The organism is Microbacterium sp. GbtcB4 (genome assembly GCF_019091465.1).
GTDB lineage: Bacteria > Actinomycetota > Actinomycetes > Actinomycetales > Microbacteriaceae > Microbacterium > Microbacterium paraoxydans.
Genome location: NZ_JAGXJJ010000004.1, coordinates 18,919 through 40,297, shown reverse-complemented (window position 1 = coordinate 40,297; position 21,379 = coordinate 18,919). Strand labels below are relative to the sequence as shown.

The window sequence follows — 21,379 nt, the reverse complement described above, 5'->3', positions numbered from 1 at the left end:
ATCGCATGACAGCGACCCTGACGGACGAGAAGTACGACGCGGTCACCGAGGCTCTCAAGGACGTGATGGATCCTGAGCTCGGGATCAACGTCGTCGACCTCGGACTCATCTACGACCTCGCCTGGGATGACGAGAACGACGCTCTCGTCATCCACATGACGCTGACCAGCGCGGGCTGCCCGCTCACGGACGTCCTCGAAGACCAGACGGCGCAGGCCCTCGACAACGTCGTGGACCGCTTCCGCATCAACTGGGTGTGGATGCCGCCGTGGGGGCCCGAGCGGATCACGGACGACGGGCGCGACATGATGCGTGCGCTCGGTTTCGCGATCTGAGCGTTCCGGTCACCTGACCACCAGACGAAGCGGGCGTGCCGGGCACGCCCGCTTCGACGTCTCCGCATCGACGCGGGGAGAATCGGAGGACGAATGCTGTCGGTGAAGGCCCTGTCGCTGTCGGAGCTGCGCGAGCGGACCAGCGAGAAGTGGCGGGAGTATCCCGAAGACGTGCTGCCCCTCTTCGTCGCGGAGATGGACTTCCCGCTCGCCCCGGCGATCACGGCCGCACTGCAGCGGGCGCTGGATCTCGGGGACACCGGGTACATCGCCTCGCGGACGCCGCTGGCGGAGGCGTACGCGGGTTTCGCGGAGCGCCGCTTCGGCTGCCGACCCGACCCGGCGCGGATGCGCAGCACGGCGGACGTGAGCATGGGCATCGTCGAGATCCTCCGTCGCGTCACGCAGCCGGGGGAGCGCGTCGTCGTCACGCCGCCGGTCTACCCGCCCTTCTATGACCTCGTCGCCGAGGCCGGTGCCGAGGTGCAGCGTGTCCCGCTGCGCGACACGGGGACCGGCTGGGAGCTCGACCTCGACGGGATCCGCGCCGCCTTCGAGGACGGCGCGACGACCATGCTCCTCTGCAACCCGCACAACCCGACCGGCACCGTGCACGATCGGGAGACGCTGTCCGCGCTGGCCGAACTGGCCGAGGAGTACGGCGCGACGATCGTCTCCGACGAGATCCATGCGCCGCTCACCCAGCCGGGCACGGGCTTCACGCCGTTCCTCGCCGCGAGTGACGCGGCGGCGCGGGTGGGCTATGCCGTCGTCAGCGCGAGCAAGGCGTTCAACCTCGCGGGGCTGAAGTGCGCGCTCATGGTCACCGCCGCAGAAGAGACGTCCGCGGTCGTGCGCGACCTGCCCGTCGAGGTGGAGTGGCGGACGGGGCAGTTCGGTCTGCTCGCCGCCGTCGCCGCGTTCTCGGAGGAGAGCGACGCGTGGCTCGACGGCCTCCTGCGCACGCTCGACGAGAACCGCGTCCTGCTCGAGGACCTGCTGGCCCGTCACCTCCCCGCCGCCCGCTATCGCCTTCCGGACGCGGGGTACCTCGCGTGGATCGACCTCTCCGCCCTCGGCTGGGGAGACAACCCCGCCCGGAAGATCCTCCGTGAGGCGAAGGTGGCGCTGCACTTCGGCCCGGCCTTCGGCGACGAGGGGGCCGGGCACGTGCGACTCAACTTCGGTACGAGCCCCGAGATCCTCACCGAGGCGATCGAACGCATCGCCGCGCTCGTCGAGCGATGACGGCGGCGGAGCCGACGGCAACGATCTGGGACCGCAGCCGCGTCTGGGTGACTCTGGGCGCTGTCGCCCTGATCTTCCTCGCCGCGATCGAGGCCCTGGCGGTGACCACGGTCATGCCGATCGTCAGCGATGCCCTGAACGGCCAATCGCTGTATGCCGTCGCCTTCGCCGGTACGCTCGCGACCAGCGTGATCGGGATGGTCGCGGCGGGGTCCTGGTCGGACGCGCGTGGTCCGCGCGGCGCGCTGTACGCCGCCGTCACCCTCTTCATCCTGGGGCTGCTGATCTCCGGGTTCGCGACGACGATGCCCCAGTTCCTGATCGGACGACTGGTGCAGGGGCTGGGCGCGGGTGGGCAGACGGTGGCCCTGTACGTCGTGGTCGCGCGGCTGTATCCGCCGCACCTGCACGGCCGGGTGTTCGCGGCGTTCGCCGCCGCCTGGGTGGTCCCGTCGATGATCGGGCCCTTCCTCGCGGGAGCGGTGGCGGAGTACCTCGATTGGCGCTGGGCGTTCCTCGGCGTGGCGGTCCTGACCGCGATCGCGTTCTCGATGATCGCGATCCGACTGCGGGGTGTCGATCTCGGCCGCGGGGAGCCGCAAGACCGCCGTTCGCTGGTGACCCGTCTGCTGCTGGCCGTCGTCGTGGCGGTGCTCGCGGTGGTGATCGGGCTGTCCGCCGAGCTCGATCCGGCGATCGGGTGGCCGGTGGCACTGGGGGCCGTGCTCGCGATCGGCGTCGTCGTGCTCCCGCTCCTGCCACGACGGACCCTCCGAGCCGGCGCCGGGCTCCCCAGCGTCGTGCTCATGCGTGGCGTGGCGGCCGGCGCGTTCTTCGCCGCGGAGGCCTACATCCCGTACCTGCTGATGCGGAAGTTCGACTTCTCCGCGACCTGGGCCGGAGTCGCCTTGATGCTCGCGGCCTTCGCCTGGGCCGGGGCGTCGGCTGCGCAGGGCCGCTACGGTGAGCGGCTGGGCAATCACCGCATCACGGCGCTCAGCCTCGGCGCACTGCTCGTGGCGATGCTCTGCGTCCTGGCCGCAGCGGCGTTCGATGCCTCCCCGGTCTTCGTGATCGTCGGGTGGGCGTTCGCCGGGGGCGGCATGGGGCTGCTGTATCCGCGGCTCACAGTGCTGACGCTGGCCTACTCGGACGAGACGAACCAGGGATTCAACTCCTCGGCGCTGTCGATCTCGGATGCCACGGGTTCGGCGGTGGCCATCGCGCTGGCGGGGCTCGCCGTCGCCACCCTCGGCGGCGGCGCGGACGCGTTCGCCGTCGTGTTCGTCCTCGGTGTCGGGCTGGTGCTGCTCGCGGTGATCCCCGGGCTCAGGCTCGGGCACGCCGCGGAGTCATCGGTGCGCTGAGCTCACCGGCCAGGGCGAGGACGCCGAGGTCGAACACCCGGTCCAGGCCCGCGGTGACGTCGACCTCGCCGGAGGCCGGGAGTGCGCCATGGCTGTCGGCGTGCATCCGCTGCTGGACGAGGGTGGCATGGCCGAGCACGAAGTGCAGGATCGCCGCCCCGCGGTCCTCGGCGTCGGTGGCGCCCTCGGCGTGGAGGGCGGCGACCAGGGCGTCGCGGGCTTGCGCGGAGCCGAGCTGGAGCGCGTACGTGCTGAGGACGAGCTCGGCGCCGTCCCGGTAGGCGAAGAGGGCGTCGCGGAGCGCGCGGGCGGTCGCGAGGACGCCCTCCGCTCCGTCTGGGACGGTCGCCGTGATCCGATCGGCGAGGTCGGCGAGGAGCTCCTGCTTGTTCGCGACGTGCCAGTAGAGAGCGCTCGGCTGCACGTCGAGCCGGGCCGCGATCCGGCGCATGGAGAGATCGGCCAGCCCCACCTCGTCGAGAAGGGCGAGGGCGGTCCGTGCGACGCTCTCCCGATCGTGACGGGCGGGATTCGTCTCGGGACTCATGCCCCCACTATAGTGAACGGCGTTCAGGTGAACGGTGTTCAGGAGGATGCATGCGCTGGCGGGAGCGGGACGCGACGACGATCGCGGAGCCGGGGACGCTGCGTCTCGACGGCGTGGGCGTGACCGTCGACGACCGCGTGCTCCTCGACGACGTGACGCTGGAGCTCACCGCACCGCGCATCGCCGTGATCGGAGCGAACGGCTCGGGGAAGTCGACGTTCGCCCGGCTGCTGAACGGCCTCATGACGCCGACCACGGGAACGGTCACCGTCCACGGCCTCGACGCGCTCCGGGAGCGGACCGCCGTGCGCCGTCGGGTGGGCTTCGTCTTCACCGATCCGGATGCCCAGATCCTGATGCCGACCCCGGCCGAGGATCTGGCGCTGTCGCTCCGAGGGCGGCCCCGTGACGAGATCGCCGCCCGCGTGCAGGAGACCCTGGAGCGGCACGGTCTCGGTGCCCACGCCGACATCCCGGCGTCGTCGCTCTCGGGAGGACAGAAGCAGATGCTGGCCCTCGCCGCGGTGCTCCTCGCCGAGCCGGCGCTGATCGTGGCGGACGAGCCGACGACACTCCTCGACCTGCGCAACGCGCGGCGGATCGGAGACCTCCTTCTGTCGCAGGAGGCGCAGGTGCTGATCGTCACCCACGATCTCGAGCTCGCGGCCCGCTGCGACACCGCCGTCCTGTTCGACGGCGGGTGCGTCGTCGATCAGGGAGAGCCCGAGGCGGTCATCGCACGCTACCGGCGGCTGTGCGCATGATCCTGCCGTCTCCGGTCGGTGCGGGACTGCTGCATCGGGTGCCGGCCGGTCCGAAGCTCGCCGGGCTCGCCGTCGCGGCGCTCGCGTTGACGCTGTTCCCGCACGGGCCGCTCAGCGTCGCGGTCTGCCTCACGGCCGTGCTCGCGCTCTACCCGATCGCGGGGGTGCCGCTCTCCGCCGCGGTGACGGAGCTGTGGCGGCTGCGTGCGGTCCTGCTCGTGCTCGCGATCGCCCTCGCCGTCTTCGTGTCTCCCATCGCCGCCTGGGTGAGCACCGGGCGGGTCGCCGTGCTGCTGCTGCTCGCCGCCCTCCTCACCCTGACCACACGCATGTCCGATCTCTTGGCCGTGCTGCAGCGCCTCCTGCGTCCGCTGCGGCGCGTGGGGGTCGATCCGGAGGCGGTGTCGATGGCGGTATCGCTCACGCTGACCATGGTTCCCGTCGTGGCCGGACTCGCGCAGCGGGTACGGGATGCGGAGCGCGCACGAGGAGTCCGCCTGGGCGTGCGCGGCGTGGTGCCGCTGCTCGTGCTGACGCTGCGCCACGCGGATCAGGTCGGCGATGCCCTCGCCGCCCGCGGGGTCGGCTGACGGTCAGGCCAGGCCGGCGGTGCCGGGGACGGCGCTGCCGGGGTGTCCCGCCAGCCGCAGCGCCGCGACCAGCAGCAGGACGGCGAGCGCCGCGGTGGCGACCGTCGTGCCGAGCACCAGGAGGAGCACCACTCCGCCGAGACCCAGCACCGTTGCCAGCGCCAGGCGGCGGTGCGACGCCGTCGCCTCCGGCGAGGGGTGATTCTCGAACCGATCGACGCGGACCGCGACCATCGCGGTGAGGACGACAGCGGTCAGGAGCCACAGCGGGCGGGCGGCCCACCACTCCGCGCTGTCGAGCGCGGGCAGAGTGAATCCGCCGAGGAGGGCGACCAGCGCCGTCGCCCCGGCCATCGCCAGCAGCACCGGCATGTGCCAGAGGTAGATCGTCATCGTCCGCCGGGTGACGAAGGCGGTGAACGCGGCCACCGGACGGCGACGACTGAGGCGCCCGATGTGCGCCCGGTACAGGGAGAAAAGCGTCGTGTGGATCAGCCCGACCAGCAGCAGAGCGGACGTCGGCGGGTTGATGTTGGCGATGAGGTCGGGGGAGTACACGCCGCCGAGGAAGGAGATGACGAGGAGGGCGAGGGAGCCGGCGCCGATCGCGGCGCGGGTGCGGCGACGAAGGGCGTCCACGCGGCCGTCGGCGAGGAGGAATCCGAGCTGCTGCATCGTCAACCACACGAAGGCGAGGTTGAGGAACCCCACGGCGTCGTTCCCGGTCACGGCCCGCAGGACATCGACCGCCACGGCCGCGGTGGCGAGGACGGTGATCGTGCGCAGGGGCGCGCGCTCGTGCAGGGCGACGAGCGCGGGGAGCAACGCCTGGCACAGCAGGAAGACCCCGAGGAACCAGAGCGGCTGTCCGTATCGGAAGCCGGCGACCGCGATGAGATCCGGTGCGACGCCGACGACGGTGAGCACCGCGAGCGCGACCCCGACCGCGCCGACCGTGAACAGGGCCGGGCGCAGGAGCCGGTGCACCCGACCGGCCACGAAGGCGGTCGCGCTCCCGCCGCGGGCGCGGAGGCGGCGGTACGCGAGGAGCCCGGAGAACCCTCCGATCACGAAGAAGAGCGGCATCACCTGCAGCAGCCAGCTCAGCGGCGCGATCCAGCTCGTGCCGTCGCTCGCGTTCTCGAACACCGGTCCGGTCTCCGACATGGTGACCCCGACCATGACCGCGTGCAGCAGGACGACGCCGAGCACGCACAGCGCGCGCACCAAGTCGATTCCGGTGTCGCGGTGGCCGGTGGGGGCGGATACGGCGGGGGCGGGGGTGCTGAGGCGTGGAGCCGCGGCGATGACCATGAGTCCTCCTGGGAACGGTGTCCTCGGAGGCTATGGAGGCGGTGGGGGACGGGACATCACTCCGTGGTGCCGTCCTGACCCTACGCAGGGGTGACTCAGGCGGAGGGCTCGACCAGACCGGTGTCGTACGCGAGGATGACGGCGTGCACACGGTCGCGGAGACCGAGCTTCGCGAGCACCTTGCCGACATGGGTCTTCACGGTCTGCTCGGCGATGAACAGGTCGCCGGCGATCTCGGTGTTCGACCGGCCCTTGCCGATGAGGACGAGGACCTCCCGCTCCCGGTCGGTGAGCTCGGCGAGGGCGGTCGCCGACCGCCGCGAGGCCGGCCGCCGTCCGGCGAACTGCTCGATCATGCGCCGGGTCACGCTGGGGGCGAGGAGCGCATCGCCGCCCGCCACCACGCGCACGGCGTGCACGAGCTCCTCCGGCAGAGCGTCTTTGAGGAGAAACCCGCTGGCCCCAGCGGCGAGGGCGTCGTAGACGTAGTCGTCGATGTCGAAGGTGGTGAGCATGAGGATCCGCGGCACGTGCGCGGCAGGGTACGACGGACCGAGGATGCGGCGGGTGGCCTCGATGCCGTCGAGCTCCGGCATGCGGACGTCCATGAGGATGACGTCGGGATCGAGCCGCGCGGCGAGCGTCACGGCCTCCGCGCCGTCGGCCGCCTGGCCCGCCACGCGGATCCCCTCGTGCGCGTCCAGTAGGGCGGCGAAACCGGCGCGGACCATCGCCTGGTCGTCGGCGATGAGCACGCTGATCGTCACGGGTTCTCCTTGTCTTCCGCCGAGGCGGTCGGGGTGGGCGGTACGGCCGTTGCAGACAGCGGCAGGGTGGCCTCGACGGTCCAGCCGCCGTCGTCGGACGGCCCGGCGGCGAGACTCCCGCCGAGCAGCTCGGCGCGCTCACGCATTCCCCGGAGGCCGTAGCCGCCGGAGGGGCTCTCGGTCGGCTGCGGCGGTGCGGCGTTGCGCACACGGATGTGCAAGGCATCGGCGTCGGCATGGAGCCGGACGGTGACGCGGGCACCGGGCGCGTGGCGGACGGCGTTGCTCAGCGCCTCCTGCACGATGCGGAAGGCGGCGATCTGCACGCCGGGTCCCGCTGCGGAGGCCGCTTCCATCCCCTCCAGCACGAGGCCGACCTCCACCCCTGCCCGGCGGATCGTGTCGACGAGGGCCGGGACGTCGTCCAGTCCCTGCTGCGGTGCGAGCTCGGCGTGCTGGTCCTCGGTGCGGAGCACTCCCAGCATGCGCCGCATCTCGGTGAGCGACGTGCGCGCGGTGGCGGCGATGTCGTCGAACTCGGCGGCGGCCTCGGCGTCGAGGTCCGCGATCCGGTAGCGCGCGGTCGACGCCTGCACCTGGATCACCGACATGCTGTGCGCCACGACGTCGTGCAGCTCCCTGGCGATCCGGGTGCGCTCCTCCACGAGAGCGCGCCGGGATTCCTCCAGCGCGCTGTGCTCCTTCTCCCTCGTGAGCTCCGCCGCGACACGCACACGACCGGCGACGAGGACGGCGATGAGCAGCATCGCGGCAGCGACCGAGGTCGTCACGATGAGATTGGCGGTGGCGCTGCCGGAGCTCGCCGGCGTCGCGACCATGTCCGGGCGCAGCAGCGGCGCCGTCAGCGAGGTCAGTGCGCCGATCACGAGGGTGAGGCCTCCGAGGCGGGCTCCCTGCACGAAGGACATCACGCCCACGAGGAGGACGAAGGACAGGAGGGCCGGTACCGACCAGGGCCAGGGGGAGTGGATCGCGCGCGCCGGCTCGACGAGGAGCGGCAGCAGGAACGCGCCGGCGGCGAAGACGACGATCGCCGTCCGCGGCCGGGAGGGGACGAGGAGGGGAGCGCCGCACACGGCGGCGCCGAGCAGGAAGGACAGGGGCAGCGGCGTGCCGGAGAGCACCGTCTGAAGGGAGACGAGGAGCGCGTACAGCACGACGACCGTCGCAGTCAGCGCCACGAGGGCGCCGGTGCGACGGCTGATCCGTGGCGGGCGCGGGGTGCGCTCTCGGCGGCGTGCCATGCGTCTCATCCTGCCAGGTGCGCGACCGGCGTACGGCGTCGGCGGAGCGCCGCGATCCGGTCGATGACGACGCCGACGATCAGGGCGATGACGACGCCGATGGCGGCGCTGAGGAGGGGCTGGTCGTGCAGCCACGCGCCCGCGAGCAGCCCGATCGCGAGACTGAACACGCTCCAGCTCACACCGGCGATGAGGCTCAGCGGGAGGAACCGTCGCCACGGGAATCCGAGCGCTCCGGCGGACATGTTCACCGCGACGCGTCCGATCGGGATGTAGCGGGCGCCCAGGATCAGCGTGGCGCTGCGACGGTCCAGCGCACGCTGCGCGTAGGCGAAGGCGGCGGCGACGCGGGGGCGCCGCATCCAGGCGAACCGCGTCGTGCCCAGTCGGCGCCCGATGAGGAACGCGATGTTGTCGCCGATCGCGGCGCCCAGGGCGGCGACGGCACCCAGCAGCACGATGTCGCCGTCGCCGGTGGACGCGGCGACGGCCGCCGCGGCGACGAGGACCGTCTCGCTCGGGACCGGCGGGAAGAACCCGTCGATCACGGTCACCGCGAACAGCACGGCGTACAGCCAGGGGGAGGCGATCGCCTGCAGGATGAGGTCGTTGAGGATGTCCACTCCGGCACCGTAAGCAGGGGGTGGGGAGAGGAGCATCACTCCGGGGTATCGCCTCGGTCACCCTGGAGAGGGATATCCGTGCCGGGCGTCGCCACAGGCAGGGCGGCATATACTGGTTGGCTGGCCGCTCGGCCATCACCTCCTCCCGAACGAACGGACGTCCGCTGTGCTTGCCGTGCACGACCTCGAGATCCGCGTTGGCGCGCGCCTGCTGATGGAGAACGTCTCGTTCCGTGTGTCCGATGGCGACAAGATCGGCCTCGTCGGACGCAACGGTGCGGGCAAGACGACGCTCACCAAGGTGCTCGCCGGCGACGTGCTGCCCTCGGGTGGCACCGTCACCCGTTCCGGCGAGCTCGGCTACCTGCCGCAGGATCCCCGTTCGGGCAATCCGGAAGACCTCGCCCGTACCCGGATCCTCGACGCCCGCGGCCTCGGCCAGCTCAACCTCGGCATGACGGAGGCCTCGCTCGCGATGGGGTCCGACGACCCCGCGGTCGCTGCCAAGGCGATGAAGCGCTACGCCGCGCTCACCGAGAAGTTCGAGGCGCAGGGCGGCTACGCGGCCGAGGCGGAGGCGGCCTCGATCGCGCACAACCTCTCGCTGCCGGACCGCATCCTCGACCAGCCGCTGTCGACCCTCTCCGGAGGCCAGCGCCGGCGCATCGAGCTCGCCCGCATCCTCTTCTCCGACGCGCAGACGATGATCCTCGACGAGCCCACCAACCACCTCGACGCGGACAGCGTGGTGTGGCTGCGCGAGTTCCTCAAGAACTACAAGGGCGGGCTGATCGTCATCAGCCACGATGTCGAGCTCGTGGGCGAGACCGTCAACCGGGTGTTCTACCTCGACGCCAACCGCCAGGTCATCGACATCTACAACATGAACTGGAAGAACTATCTGCGGCAGCGCGCTGCGGACGAGGAGCGTCGCAAGAAGGAGCGGGCCAACGCCGAGAAGAAGGCGACGACGCTGCAGCAGCAGGCGGCGCGCTTCGGGGCGAAGGCGTCGAAGGCGGCAGCAGCGCACCAGATGCTCGCGCGTGCCGAGAAGCTCCTCTCCGGGCTGGAGGACGTGCGTCAGGAGGACCGCGTCGCGAAGCTGCGGTTCCCGAAACCCGCCCCCTGCGGCAAGACCCCGCTCATGGCCTCCGGGCTGTCGAAGTCGTACGGCTCGCTGGAGATCTTCACCGACGTCGACCTCGCGATCGACCGCGGTTCCAAGGTCGTCGTGCTCGGTCTCAACGGTGCGGGCAAGACGACGCTGCTGCGCATGCTCGCGGGGGTCGACCAGCCGGACACCGGCCAGCTCGAGCCCGGACACGGCCTCAAGGTCGGGTACTACGCGCAGGAGCACGAGAACCTCGACGTCAGCCGCTCGGTCCTGGAGAACATGGTGTCGGCCGCTCCGCACATCACGGAGACGGAGGCCCGCAAGGTCCTCGGCTCCTTCCTGTTCACCGGCGACGACGTCCTCAAGCCGGCGGGTGTGCTGTCCGGTGGCGAGAAGACCCGGCTGTCGCTGGCGACGCTCGTCGTGTCGTCCGCGAACCTCCTCCTGCTCGATGAGCCCACGAACAACCTCGATCCGGCCTCGCGCGAGGAGATCCTCGGGGCGCTGGCCCACTACGAGGGTGCGGTGGTGCTCGTGTCGCACGACCCCGGCGCGGTGCAGTCGCTGAACCCCGAGCGGGTCCTCATCCTGCCCGACGGCGTCGAGGACATCTGGAGCCAGGAGTACCAGGACCTCATCGAGCTCGCGTAGCGGGTCGTGGCATAGTCGGAGGATGGCGGAGCACCCGATCCTTCCTCCCTCGGAACTCGCGACGTGGTTGCGCGTGCAGCCCACCCTCACCGGGACAGCTCCGCCGTTGCACCTCGACGACCTTCCGGACGATCCGGTGCTGCTCTTCCGGGAGTGGCTCCGCGAGGCGGCGGCGGCCGGCGTCCCCGAACCGCACGCGGCGACGCTGGCGACGGTGGACGCCGACGGCATCCCTGACGCGCGCACGCTGATCCTCAAGGACGTCGACGCGCGCGGCTGGGCGTTCGCCGGGGCCCGGTCCTCCCGGAAGGCCGCGCAGCTCGGTGCGCGTCCGGCGGCGGCGCTGAACCTCTGGTGGCAGCCGCAGCGGCGCGCGGTCCGAGTCCGAGGAACCGTGGAGGAGGCGTCGGCGACCGAGAGCGACGCCGACCTCGCGGCCCGCTCCGAGAGCGCACGCGGGGGTCTGCGACCGGGGGACTGGGTGCTGTGGCGGGTGGTTCCGACGCGGGTCGAGTTCTGGCAGGGGGCGTCCGACCGGAACCACACCCGGATCGTCTACCGTCGTGTCGACGGCCGCTGGCAGCTCCCCGCCCCCGCGCCCGATTCCCCCTCCGCCCCTTCCTCCGCCGCCGTCCCCGGCTCCCTGGTGCGTTAACGCCCCCTTTCCCCACGCGGGCGGCCCGTTTCCGATCCCGCACGGTCGTCCCGCGCGGGATCAAAAAGGGGCGTCCCGGCGCTGCCGCACGCCCGTTTCTGATCCCGCAACCGCGGCGCACGCGGATGCGGGATGGAAAACGGTCACGGGAGCTCGAGGTGAGGGGACTTTTTGAGCTCGGCAGGGCGGGCGGAGGGGAGGGAGGGGAGGGTGAGACCCGGGGTGAGAGGGGGTGGAACGGAGAGTGGCGGGGTGGCACACTGTAGCGATCTGCTCGCCGGAGGGGGACGACCACATGCGCAGGGCACGACGTCGGACACTCGTCGCCGCGCTCGCGCTGGTCCTCGGAGTCGCCGGAGCGGTGGGCACCGCGGCTCCGGCTCTCGCGGCCGCCCCCGTCGGCGGACCGACGACGCCGGGCATCTGGGGGTATCACACCGTCACGTTCGAGTCTCTCGGCAGCACCGTCGCACAGGTCGCCGTCGCCGACGGAGGGCTGGCGCCGCGGCAGCCCGCCCCGACGTCCGCGGAGGGACCGTTCGACGGCTGGGTCACGGGACCCGCCGGTGCCGAGGAGCCCTTCCGGTTCGAGAGCACGGTCATCACGACGGACCTCGTCGTCCGAGCCACCTTCGCGGACACGTGGGTCGTGCAGTTCCTCGCCGGTCCTGCGGGAGCGGATGCAGAACGCATCATCGACGCCGATGAAGTGCGGGACGGCGAGCCCTTGGGCGAGATCGCTCCCGATGTCGCCGAGGTGCCGGACGGAAAGGTCTTCACGGGGGAGTGGTACCGCGAGGACGACCCGACCCGGAGCCCGTACGACTTCGCGACCCCGGTCACCGGGAACTTCCGGCTGGTGCCGATCCTCGTCTCCGGTTTCGCGGTGTCCTTCGTGACGGACGGTACCGCGGTGACCCCGGAGTTCGTCGTCGAGCCCGACACGGCCTTCACCGCAGCGGATCTCGCGGCTGTCCCACCCCCGACCCGCACGGGCTACACGTTCACGCAGTGGTGGGCGGATGCCGCGCGATCGCAGCCCGTCGACCTCCCGCTGACGGACACCACCACGCTCTACGCGGGGTGGCAGGGGCAGGACGTCGAGTACCACGTGAGCTATTGGCTGGAGAAGCCGAACGTCGTTCCCGAGTCCTACCCGTCCCCGGTGTTCACCGCGGCGGGCGCCGCACCCCCGGCGTGGACCGACGACGACGGGAGGCTCAGCGACGCCCAGTTGGCGGATCCGGCGAACTTCCTCTTCCTCGATGACATCGCCTCCTCGGCGACCGCGGGTTCTACCGTCGGGGGCCCGACCGCGAAGGACGACCTCCCGACGCTCATCAAGGAGCTCGTGCGCGCGCAGCTCGACCCCGCCGTCGTGCAGTCCGATCCGCTCACCTTCGCCGACCTGGCGGTGAGTCAACAGGACGTCACGGTGCAGGGCGACGGGTCGACGGTGGTGAACGTCTATCTGACGCGGGCGCTGTGGCGCACGGACTTCCGGCTCATCGCCCCGGGGAGCTCGGCCAATGTCCCCGCCGCGTGCGCCGCCGCGGGCACCTACGACATCACCATGGATGTCGGCGGCAACACCTACTTCGCGTCGACCGTGTCCGGTGGCGCGCAGCTGCTCGGCACGTTCTCGGTGCGCGAGAAGATCGGTTTCGACATGCAGGCCGCGGGCGTGGCACCGGTGCCGTTGTCGCAGACCGACGGGTCCGGGATGATCACCGTCTACGACGCCGGGACGGAGAATCAGAGCTGCGTCCTCCGCGGTTGGGGACCCCAGCAGTTCACGCCGCTGATCTTCACCGCGGTCTACACCGGTGCGGGTGCGGATGCCGGGTCCGTCGATCTCGCCGGACGCACCACGACCATGACCGGCAAGATGGCGGCCGCGTCCACGCAGAACCTCACGCAGCGGTTCGAGTACGCCGAGGCTCTCGACCAGGGTCAGTCGGCGCCGGATGTCGTCCTCGCGCCGGACGGCACCCCGAACGACCCGCTGCGGGTGGAGACGCTGTACGCCAACAACAAGACCGCCGTGCGCGCCGCCGTCCCCGCCGGTCACCAGGTCTTCGAGCAGTACCGGAGCGCCTGGTACTGGGCGTCGACCGGCGATCGGCAGGTGGCGAGCGTCATCGACGGGTTCACGTCGTACGTCGGGTACGGCACCGGAACGAACACCCAGGGCAACTACTTCCAGCTGGACCAGCCGTCCGGACGGCTCTATCAGCTCAACAACAGCGGGAACGTCAACGACAGATACCGGTACCAGTTCTACAGCCGCAACACGTATGCGCTCAGCTTCGTGACGGGTGGCGGCACAGCGATCCCCGCCGTCACGGGCATCCCCTTCGAGACCTCGCTCGAGGCGTCGGCGCCTGCCGACCCCACCCGGGGTCGCGATGTCTTCCTCGGCTGGTACACCGACTCCCAGTTCAACGTGCCGTTCACGTTCGACGGAGCGACGATGCCGGCCAGCAACCTGGTGCTCTAAGCGCGGTGGCTGACGGATCCGCACACGGTCCGATTCTACGACCATCCCTCCAGCCCGGAGCCCATCGACGAGCTGACGCAGACGGTCGAGGACCAGGGGATGGCGACCACTCCGGATCCGTTGCCCCCGCAACCGGACGGCCAGACGTTCCTCGGCTGGTACCAGCGGACGACAGCAGGCTTCTTCGTGCCGTATGACTTCGACACGCCGGTCGGCGCCGACCTCGAGCTCTACGCCCGGTGGCAGCAGCCGGAGGCCGCTCCCTTCACCCTCCACTACGACGGGGACGGCAACACCGGCGGCACCGTGCCGACGGATCCGCTCGGCTACGACGCCGGATCGAGCGCGATCGTCGTGGACGGAGCGGGACTGACCCGGGGTGACGAGGTCTTCGTCGGCTGGCGCATCGCGACGATCGCGGCGGCGCGCATCATCACGAGCCCCGTGGCGGCTGACGGACTCTTCCAGGCGGGACACACGGTGCGCTTCGCAGGACGAGACATCACGCTCACCGCCGTGTACTCCGATCCGTCTCCCTCGTTCGCCGTGACCTTCCAGGAGAACGGCGGGGCCGACGGCACCGTCACCTGGGATGGGCCTCCGGAGGCGTCCATCACGTATCCCGGAGCATTCGACCTGCTCTTCCGAGGTCCCGGGACCACGTTCCTCGGGTGGTCGGCGTCCGCGGACGCGACGGTCGCCGATCCCGCGTTCGACCGGCTCAGCATCTCGACGCTCACCGCCGACCTCGTCCTCTACGCCGTCTGGGAGGACGCCCCCGTGCCGCCGACGCCCACTCCGCCCTCGAACGGCTCCGGAGCGGACCCTGGCGGCGGCCGTCTGCCCCGCACCGGTGGGGACCCGTGGGGCACGTTGCTGCTCGGGACCCTCCTGTTCGCCACGGGGCTCGTGGCGATGACGGCACGGCGCCGACGGGGTCGGGGCTGACGATCCCCGGCCCGCTCAGCGGGCGTCGAGCAGTTCGTCCTCGGCGTCCGCGTCGCGGTCGCGGCGTTTCGGCGCCTTCACCGGTGCCGGCTTCCCCTCGACCTCTTCGCGGTGCTTCACGATCTCCGTGCGGATGATGTATCCGATGAAGATGAAGCCCATGATGGCGAACAGGATCCACTGGATCGCATAGGACAGGTGCGGACCCGGGTCGTCGGTGGGGGACTCGAAGCCACCCAGTGCCGTGTCGGCGGCGGGCTGCTCCTCGACCAGGCGTCCGTAGGTGCCGGTGATCACGTCGTCCCCGACGAGGTCGGCGATGGACGGGAGGTGGATCGTGGGCACCTGGCCCTCCGGAGCCCCGCGTCCGGACCCGGGAAGCGGCTCGCCGGGACGCAGGCGGACGGTCACCGTGACCTCGCCGGACGGCGGCGACGGAACGGCGTCCGGGAGCTGCCCCTCGCCCGGGGGCACCCAGCCGCGGTCGACGATGAGCACACGGCCGTCCGCGTCACGGAAAGGGACCAGCACCTCGAACGCGCTCGTTCCGCCGTGGGGACGGTTGCGGACCAGAAGCTGCTCGTCGGCGAGGTACTCGCCCTGCAGCGTGACGGGGCGCCATTCGTCTGCGGGGTCGAGCTCGTCGTCGGCGACCACGTCGGCGAGGGGGACGGCCGGCGCGTCGTAGTTCTGCTCCACGAGCGCGATCTGCTCGGCCCTGGACTCGTTCCGCTCGAACTGCCAGTTCGACAGGAAGACGCAGGCGATCGCGAAGCCGATGGCGATGAGGACGTACACGCCCCAGCGGGTCAGGCGGTTGCTCATGAGGAGGGCACCCCGTCTCGAACCGTCACCGGGAAGTCCCGCGCGGCCAGGTAGTCGTGGAGGAAGCCGACGTGCTCATCGCACGCCAGCCAGATCTTCTCGCGGTCGGCGGCGTGGATGCGCGGGTTGCGCCAGACGACCTGCTTCGTGGCCGCGCTCCGGCATCCGGCGCGCGAGCAGATGAGCTCGCTCATCGGTCCGTGCGGCCTTCGCGGATGGTGATGACGTCGGGGGCGGTCTCCGGAGCGAGCGACGGTGCGGGGGGCGCGTCGATCTCGCGCAGCGGCGACTCGGCGGCGGTCTCCGTGCTGTCGCTGCCGGCGTTGGCGAAGACGACCGCGATGTACGGGAGGACAGCGGCGGCCAGCGCGAAGACCCATGTCCACCAGCCGAAGGGCTGCACGAAGAACATCAGCCCGAAGCAGACGATGCGGATCGTCATCGTGAGGGCGTACCGGCGCACACGGTGGTCACCCTCATCCCGCGGGGACTGCGGCAGTGAGGTGACGGCCGGGACTCGACGTGCGCTCTTCACGATGGTTCCAGCCTACGCCGCCGTGGCGACATCGGCATGCCCGGGCGAGGCGTCAGCTCGCGAAGACGAACGGCAGGGTGAAGGCGCCGAAGACGACGAGGCCGATGATCGTCGACACGATGGTGAAGACCAGCACGCCGATCATGACGTAGCCGAGGATGAGCCCGGCGATCGCCATGCCGCGGCCTCCGAGACCGGGGGTGCGACGGATCTGCCCGAGCGCCATGTGACCGGTGATCACGGCCGCGATCGAGGCGAGCATCGGCACGATCGCCCAGAACAGCACGACACCGGCGATGCCGCAGACGAGGGAGGTGATCGCGAGGCCGCTGGTCGGGCGGGCAGGCGCAGCCCCATACGGCTGCGGGGCCGCGTACTGCTGAGGGGCCGAATACTGCTGAGGGGGCGAGTACTGCTGCGGCGCGGCATGCGCCGGGGGAGTCTGCGGGAATCCCGGGTACGCAGGCGAGGAGCCGGGGGCCGATGGGAGGGCCGGGGGCTGCTCACCCGACGGACCGGAGATACGGGGATCGCTCACTCTGATGCCTTTCGTCGCCCTCAGAGTCCCAGCCCGCCCCTCGTCTGTCAAACGGCCGTCGTGAAGGCGAGAGAGCAACGTCGCTAGGATCGATCACGGTTCGGATTCCCGGCCCTCGACCCCAGACCCAGGAGTGTCCCATGAGCGCGGAGCGCGTCGTCCTCGTCACCGGAGGCAACCGCGGCATCGGCCGCGCCATCGCCGAGCGCTTCGTGCGGGAGGGCTACCGGGTGGCGGTGACCGCTCGCAGCGGCGAGGGTCCGGAGGGCACCCTGACGGTGCGCGCCGACGTCACGGACGCCGCCGCTCTCGACGCGGCCTTCACCGAGGTGGAGCAGCAGCTCGGCCCGGTGGAGATCGTCGTCGCCAACGCGGGCATCACCAAGGACACCCTGCTCATGCGCATGAGCGAGGACGACTTCGACAGCGTCGTGGCGACGAACCTCGGCGGCACGTTCCGCGTCGTCAAGCGGGCCTCGAAGGGGATGCTGCGAGCGCGGTTCGGACGGGTCATCCTCATCTCCAGCGTCGTGGGCCTCTACGGCTCCGCGGGGCAGACGAACTACGCCGCCTCGAAGAGCGCGCTGGTCGGTTTCGCCCGCTCGCTCACGCGCGAGCTCGGCGGACGCGGCATCACCGCCAACGTGGTGGCACCCGGCTTCATCGAGACCGACATGACCGCGGAACTCCCCGAGGAGACGCAGAAGCAGTACAAGGCGAACATCCCCGCCGGACGTTTCGCGACGCCGGATGAGGTCGCAGGCGTCGTGACCTGGCTGGCGAGCGACGACGCCGGCTACATCTCGGGCGCCGTCATCCCGGTCGACGGCGGTCTCGGCATGGGGCACTGAGCCCGGCTCTTCCCGTCAACGATCGATCGCGCGCACGAGGAGCTCGGCGAAACGCTCGGGCGCCGAGAACTGGGGCCAGTGCGCGGAGCCGATCCGGACGACCTCGGCGTCGTCGATCGCCCCGTACTCTTCCGCGTACGGACCCCACTGGCTGATCACGGCATCGAAGGCGTCCTGATCCAGCCCTCCCATCAGCAGGGTGACCGGGATGCGGTACCGCGCCGGGTCGCTCAGAGCGAGCTCGTCCGTCGGCACGCGCGCGGGCACGCTGTGGGTGAGCGGGGCCGTCCTCGCGCGGGTCTCGTCGTCCAGATCGTGCACGTCCTCGTCGGGGAAGAAGCCCCAGCCCGGGAACGGGACGACGCCGTCCTGCACCGGGAACTCGCTGATGCCCGAGCCCGGGGGTGGGGGCACGGTGTCGACGAAGACGACCCTGGCCACGCGGTCAGGTCGTGCGTCGGCGACTCCCCAGGCGACATTGCCTCCGCCACTGTGCCCGACGACCACCACATCGCCCTCCGCGGCATCGACGGCGGCTACCGCGGCGGCGACCCAGTCCTCGATACCGATACCCGCCGCTGTCTTCGCAGACGCGTCGAGCCCGGGCATGGTCAGCGGGCGAGGGCGGTGGCCGGCGCGCTCGAGGGCGGGCACGACGTCGTCCCAGCTGGAGGCGTCGAGCCAGAGGCCGGGGATGAGGATGATGTCCATGATCCGACCGTAGACCCGGCCCCGGACATCGGCCAGGGTCAGGGGAGCAGAGGGATGACCGTCCCGAGGTCGATCGGGCCGATGACAAGGCTCGCGGACTCGCGGACGGCGGGCTTGGCGTTGAAGGCGAGGCCCAGGCCGGCGACCGCCATCATCGGGAGGTCGTTGGCGCCGTCGCCGATCGCGATGGTCGCATGCGGCGCCACGCGGAGCTCCTCGGCCCAGGTGCGCAGCCAGAAGGCCTTGGCCGTGCCGTCCACGATGTCACCGTCCACCCGGCCCGTGAGCGCGCCGTCGGCGACCTCGAGGCGGTTCGCGCGCCAGCGGTCCACGCCGAGTCCCGGTGCGACCTCGTCGAGGATCTCGTGGAACCCGCCCGAGACCACGCCGACGACTCCGCCCCGTGCGTGCACGGCGGCGGTGAGGTCGCGGACGCCCGGGGTCGGCTCCACGCGGGCGCGAACGCGGGCGAACGCCTCGACGGGAACGCCCGCGAGAGCAGCGACCCGGGAGCGGAGGCTCGTCGCGAAGTCGATCTCCCCGCGCATCGCGGCTTCGGTGGCCGCCTGCACCTCGGCCCGACGCCCGGCCTCCTCTGCGAGGAGCTCGATCACCTCGTTCCGGATGAGCGTGGAATCGGCATCGAGGACGACGAGGAATCGCGCGGTGGTCACCCCCCGAGCCTAGCGACCCGGGGGACCGGAGCCCGTGCCGCATGACGCGTCAGCGTTCGATGAACACGCCCTTGCCCACGACCGTGATCCCCGACTCCGTGACCGTGAACCCGCGGGCGAGATCGCGTTCACGGTCGACTCCGACCGTCGCGCCGTCGGCGAGGACCACGTTCTTGTCGAGGATCGCGCGGTGCACGCGGGCACCCTGTCCGACGTGCACGTGATCGAACACCACGGAGTCCGTGATGGTCGAGCCGCCGCCGGCCAGGGTCCACGGCCCCACGACGCTGCGTTCGAGGTGCGTGCCGGAGAGCACCGACCCCAGCGAGACGATCGAGTCGATGGCGTTGCCGATCCGCCCCACCGAGTCGCGGACGAACTTCGCCGGCGGGGAGTTGACCGCCTGCGAGTGGATCGGCCACTCCATGTTGTAGAGGTTGAAGATCGGGAGCGTCGAGATCAGGTCCCGGTGCGCGTCGAAGAACGAGTCGATCGTCCCCACGTCGCGCCAGTAGGAGCGGTCGCGCGGCGACGACCCCGGGACCTCGTTCTGCTTCATGTCGTAGTAGCCGGCCTCGCCGCGGTCGACGAAGTACGGGACGATGTCGCCGCCCATGTCGTGGCTCGACGTGGGCAGCTCCCCGTCGGCCTCGACGGCCGCGATCAGGGCGTCGGTGTCGAAGATGTAGTTGCCCATCGAGGCCAGGACCTCGTGCGGGGAGTCCGCGAGACCCGTGGCGTCGGTCGGCTTCTCCAGGAACTGGCGGATCCGCCCGGATTCCGGGTCGGCGTCGATGACCCCGAACTGGGACGCCAGAGCGAGCGGCTGACGGATGCCGGCGACCGTCGCCTTCGCGCCGGACTCGATGTGCGCCTCGAGCATCTGCCGGAAGTCCATCCGATAGACGTGGTCGGCACCGATCACGACGACGATGTCGGGCTTCTCGTCGTTGATCAGGTTCATGCTCTGCAGGATCGCGTCGGCGGAGCCGGAGAACCAGCGCTTGCCCAGGCGCTGCTGGGCCGGGACCGAGGTCACGTACGAATCGAGCAGGGCCGACATGCGCCAGGTCTGGGAGATGTGCCGGTCGAGGCTGTGCGACTTGTACTGCGTGAGCACGACGATCTGTCTCAGCCCGGAGTTGATGAGGTTCGAGATGGCGAAGTCGATCAGGCGGTACTGGCCGCCGAACGGGACGGCGGGTTTTGCGCGGTCGGCCGTCAGCGGCATGAGTCGCTTGCCCTCGCCGCCAGCGAGGATGATCCCGAAGACCTTCTTTGGAGCGGACATGGGTCCACCATAGATCCCGTCCGGCGCGGGGAACTAGCATCTGGACAACCCGCTCGATAGCGTCTAGGCATGCGAGTCGAGATGATCACCAAGGAGTATCCGCCGGAGATCTACGGAGGCGCGGGTGTGCACGTCGCCGAACTCGTCTCCGCACTGCGTCGGGACATCGATGTGACGGTGCGTGCGTTCGGCGCGCCGCGCGACGAGGAGGGCACCTTCGCCTACCGCGCTCCCGAGAGCCTCTCCGCCGCCAACCCGGCGCTGCAGACGCTCGGAACGGACCTGGAGATCGTGTCGGCCATCGCGGGCGCCGACGTCGTGCACAGCCATACCTGGTACGCGAACTTCGCAGGACACCTCGCCTCCCAGCTCCATGGGATCCCGCACGTGCTCACGGCGCACAGCCTCGAGCCGCTGCGGCCGTGGAAGGCCGAGCAACTCGGGGGCGGCTACGCCGTGTCGAGCGGTATCGAGAAGCTCGCCTACGAGAACGCCGCCGCGGTGATCGCGGTGAGTGCCGGCATGCGCGCGGACATCCTCCGCAGCTATCCGCAGGTCGACCCCGCGCGGGTCCGGGTGATCCACAACGGGATCGATGTGGAGCGCTGGCGTCCGGTCCAGGATCGAGCTTTCCTCTCCTCGATCGGCATGGATCCTGACCGACCCTCGGTGGTCTTCGTCGGACGCATCACGCGGCAGAAGGGTCTGCCCTACCTCCTGCAGGCGGCACGGCTGCTGCCGCCCGAGGTCCAGCTCATCCTCTGCGCCGGTGCTCCGGACACGCCGGAGATCATGGCGGAGGTCCAGGAGGGGGTGCGGCTGCTGCAGCAGACCCGAGAGGGCGTGGTGTGGATCGAGCGGATGCTGCCGCGGGACGAGCTGTCGGCGATCCTGGCCGCAGCGACCACCTTCGTCTGCCCCTCCGTCTACGAGCCGCTCGGGATCGTGAACCTCGAGGCCATGGCCTGCGGAGCGGCCGTCGTGGGAACGGCGACCGGCGGCATCCCCGAGGTCGTCGACGACGGCGTGACGGGCCGGCTGGTCCCCATCGAGCAGGTGCAGGACGGTACGGGCACACCGACCGACCCCGACCGCTTCATCGCCGATCTCGCGGCAGTCCTCACCGAGGTCGCCACGGATCCGGCGCGGGCGCGGGAGTACGGGGAGGCCGGTCGGGAGAGGGCCCGCGCGAAGTTCAGCTGGGGCGCGATCGCCGACGAGACGCGCGCGCTCTACGCAGAGCTGTCCGCCTGAGCCGATAGGCTT

General features: G+C 70.9%; 23 protein-coding genes. 11 read left to right on the top strand and 12 right to left on the bottom strand.

Annotation, left to right across the window (positions count from 1 at the left end):
- The first annotated feature begins 5 nt into the window (after positions 1–5).
- The 3 genes from KVS71_RS07910 (at position 6) to KVS71_RS07900 (ending at position 2,950) form a co-directional block, all read left to right on the top strand.
- Complete coding sequence (locus KVS71_RS07910) at positions 6–335, top strand: metal-sulfur cluster assembly factor (RefSeq protein ID WP_017202280.1); 330 nt, start codon at positions 6–8, stop codon at positions 333–335.
- A gap of 93 nt (positions 336–428) precedes the next feature.
- Positions 429–1,583, top strand: a complete 1,155-nt coding sequence (locus KVS71_RS07905; protein ID WP_217584287.1) for an aminotransferase class I/II-fold pyridoxal phosphate-dependent enzyme — start codon at positions 429–431, stop codon at positions 1,581–1,583.
- Complete coding sequence (locus KVS71_RS07900) at positions 1,580–2,950, top strand: MFS transporter (protein ID WP_217584286.1); 1,371 nt, start codon at positions 1,580–1,582, stop codon at positions 2,948–2,950. The genes KVS71_RS07905 and KVS71_RS07900 overlap by 4 nt, the downstream gene beginning before the upstream one ends.
- Here KVS71_RS07900 and KVS71_RS07895 read toward each other — a convergent pair.
- Positions 2,913–3,497, bottom strand: a complete 585-nt coding sequence (locus tag KVS71_RS07895; RefSeq protein ID WP_217584285.1) for a TetR family transcriptional regulator — start codon at positions 3,495–3,497, stop codon at positions 2,913–2,915. The two genes, KVS71_RS07900 and KVS71_RS07895, sit on opposite strands and share 38 nt — an antisense overlap.
- A gap of 50 nt (positions 3,498–3,547) precedes the next feature.
- On the opposite strand from KVS71_RS07895, the gene KVS71_RS07890 reads away from it, so the two are divergent.
- Positions 3,548–4,261 (top strand): energy-coupling factor ABC transporter ATP-binding protein, encoded by a 714-nt coding sequence (locus KVS71_RS07890; protein WP_060921894.1) that lies wholly within the window; start codon positions 3,548–3,550, stop codon positions 4,259–4,261.
- Positions 4,258–4,851: a CbiQ family ECF transporter T component gene (locus KVS71_RS07885; protein ID WP_060921893.1), complete on the top strand. Its 594-nt coding sequence runs from the start codon at positions 4,258–4,260 to the stop codon at positions 4,849–4,851. The genes KVS71_RS07890 and KVS71_RS07885 overlap by 4 nt, the downstream gene beginning before the upstream one ends.
- Positions 4,852–4,854: 3 nt before the next feature.
- Here KVS71_RS07885 and KVS71_RS07880 read toward each other — a convergent pair whose 3' ends face one another.
- The 4 genes from KVS71_RS07880 to KVS71_RS07865 all read right to left on the bottom strand — a co-directional run bounded on the left by KVS71_RS07880 (position 4,855) and on the right by KVS71_RS07865 (position 8,820).
- Positions 4,855–6,165: an acyltransferase gene (locus tag KVS71_RS07880; protein ID WP_217584284.1), complete on the bottom strand. Its 1,311-nt coding sequence runs from the start codon at positions 6,163–6,165 to the stop codon at positions 4,855–4,857.
- Between the two features lie 95 nt (positions 6,166–6,260).
- Positions 6,261–6,932, bottom strand: a complete 672-nt coding sequence (locus KVS71_RS07875) for a response regulator transcription factor (protein WP_060921891.1) — start codon at positions 6,930–6,932, stop codon at positions 6,261–6,263.
- Positions 6,929–8,197, bottom strand: coding sequence for a sensor histidine kinase (locus tag KVS71_RS07870; protein WP_217584283.1), 1,269 nt, complete (start codon positions 8,195–8,197; stop codon positions 6,929–6,931). The genes KVS71_RS07875 and KVS71_RS07870 overlap by 4 nt, the downstream gene beginning before the upstream one ends.
- Positions 8,198–8,202: 5 nt before the next feature.
- On the bottom strand, positions 8,203–8,820 hold the full coding sequence (locus tag KVS71_RS07865) for a DedA family protein (RefSeq protein WP_060921889.1): 618 nt from the start codon (positions 8,818–8,820) through the stop codon (positions 8,203–8,205).
- Between the two features lie 166 nt (positions 8,821–8,986).
- On the opposite strand from KVS71_RS07865, the gene KVS71_RS07860 reads away from it, so the two are divergent.
- The 4 genes from KVS71_RS07860 (at position 8,987) to KVS71_RS07845 (ending at position 14,688) form a co-directional block, all read left to right on the top strand.
- Positions 8,987–10,585, top strand: a complete 1,599-nt coding sequence (locus KVS71_RS07860; RefSeq protein ID WP_060921888.1) for an ABC-F family ATP-binding cassette domain-containing protein — start codon at positions 8,987–8,989, stop codon at positions 10,583–10,585.
- 22 nt (positions 10,586–10,607) lie between these two features.
- The gene (locus KVS71_RS07855; RefSeq protein ID WP_217584282.1) at positions 10,608–11,240 is read left to right on the top strand and encodes a pyridoxamine 5'-phosphate oxidase family protein; all 633 of its coding nucleotides are present in this window, start codon (positions 10,608–10,610) and stop codon (positions 11,238–11,240) included.
- Between the two features lie 295 nt (positions 11,241–11,535).
- Positions 11,536–13,740 carry an InlB B-repeat-containing protein gene (locus tag KVS71_RS07850; protein ID WP_217584281.1) on the top strand — a complete coding sequence of 735 codons (2,205 nt, stop codon included), beginning with the start codon at positions 11,536–11,538 and terminating at the stop codon, positions 13,738–13,740.
- Between the two features lie 9 nt (positions 13,741–13,749).
- Entirely contained in the window at positions 13,750–14,688 is a 939-nt protein-coding gene (locus KVS71_RS07845; protein ID WP_306663915.1) for an InlB B-repeat-containing protein, read from the top strand.
- A gap of 15 nt (positions 14,689–14,703) precedes the next feature.
- On the opposite strand, the gene KVS71_RS07840 is transcribed toward KVS71_RS07845, so the two are convergent.
- The 4 genes from KVS71_RS07840 to KVS71_RS07825 are packed head-to-tail and all read right to left on the bottom strand — an operon-like array spanning position 14,704 to position 16,586.
- On the bottom strand, positions 14,704–15,513 hold the full coding sequence (locus tag KVS71_RS07840) for an SURF1 family protein (protein WP_105949931.1): 810 nt from the start codon (positions 15,511–15,513) through the stop codon (positions 14,704–14,706).
- Positions 15,510–15,707 carry a hypothetical protein gene (locus KVS71_RS07835; protein WP_060921850.1) on the bottom strand — a complete coding sequence of 66 codons (198 nt, stop codon included), beginning with the start codon at positions 15,705–15,707 and terminating at the stop codon, positions 15,510–15,512. Before KVS71_RS07835 ends, KVS71_RS07840 begins: the two co-directional genes overlap by 4 nt.
- Positions 15,704–16,048 (bottom strand): DUF3099 domain-containing protein, encoded by a 345-nt coding sequence (locus tag KVS71_RS07830; RefSeq protein ID WP_082750016.1) that lies wholly within the window; start codon positions 16,046–16,048, stop codon positions 15,704–15,706. Before KVS71_RS07830 ends, KVS71_RS07835 begins: the two co-directional genes overlap by 4 nt.
- 52 nt (positions 16,049–16,100) lie before the next feature.
- Positions 16,101–16,586 (bottom strand): DUF4190 domain-containing protein, encoded by a 486-nt coding sequence (locus KVS71_RS07825; protein WP_234024112.1) that lies wholly within the window; start codon positions 16,584–16,586, stop codon positions 16,101–16,103.
- A 140-nt stretch (positions 16,587–16,726) separates the two neighbouring features.
- On the opposite strand from KVS71_RS07825, the gene KVS71_RS07820 reads away from it, so the two are divergent.
- Entirely contained in the window at positions 16,727–17,437 is a 711-nt protein-coding gene (locus KVS71_RS07820) for a beta-ketoacyl-ACP reductase (RefSeq protein WP_060921849.1), read from the top strand.
- A gap of 15 nt (positions 17,438–17,452) precedes the next feature.
- Here KVS71_RS07820 and KVS71_RS07815 read toward each other — a convergent pair whose 3' ends face one another.
- Genes KVS71_RS07815 through KVS71_RS07805 form a run of 3 tightly spaced genes read right to left on the bottom strand, consistent with a single transcriptional unit; the run spans position 17,453 to position 20,113 of the window.
- Positions 17,453–18,148 (bottom strand): alpha/beta fold hydrolase, encoded by a 696-nt coding sequence (locus KVS71_RS07815; protein ID WP_217584279.1) that lies wholly within the window; start codon positions 18,146–18,148, stop codon positions 17,453–17,455.
- 38 nt (positions 18,149–18,186) lie between these two features.
- Positions 18,187–18,822: a phosphoserine phosphatase SerB gene (gene serB / locus KVS71_RS07810; RefSeq protein ID WP_105949930.1), complete on the bottom strand. Its 636-nt coding sequence runs from the start codon at positions 18,820–18,822 to the stop codon at positions 18,187–18,189.
- A 49-nt stretch (positions 18,823–18,871) separates the two neighbouring features.
- Positions 18,872–20,113 (bottom strand): glucose-1-phosphate adenylyltransferase, encoded by a 1,242-nt coding sequence (locus KVS71_RS07805; RefSeq protein ID WP_060921847.1) that lies wholly within the window; start codon positions 20,111–20,113, stop codon positions 18,872–18,874.
- Between the two features lie 69 nt (positions 20,114–20,182).
- Between KVS71_RS07805 and glgA the strand changes: the two genes are divergently transcribed.
- A complete protein-coding gene (gene glgA / locus KVS71_RS07800) occupies positions 20,183–21,367 on the top strand; it encodes a glycogen synthase (protein ID WP_060921846.1) in 1,185 nt (394 codons plus the stop codon).
- Positions 21,368–21,379: the final 12 nt, after the last annotated feature.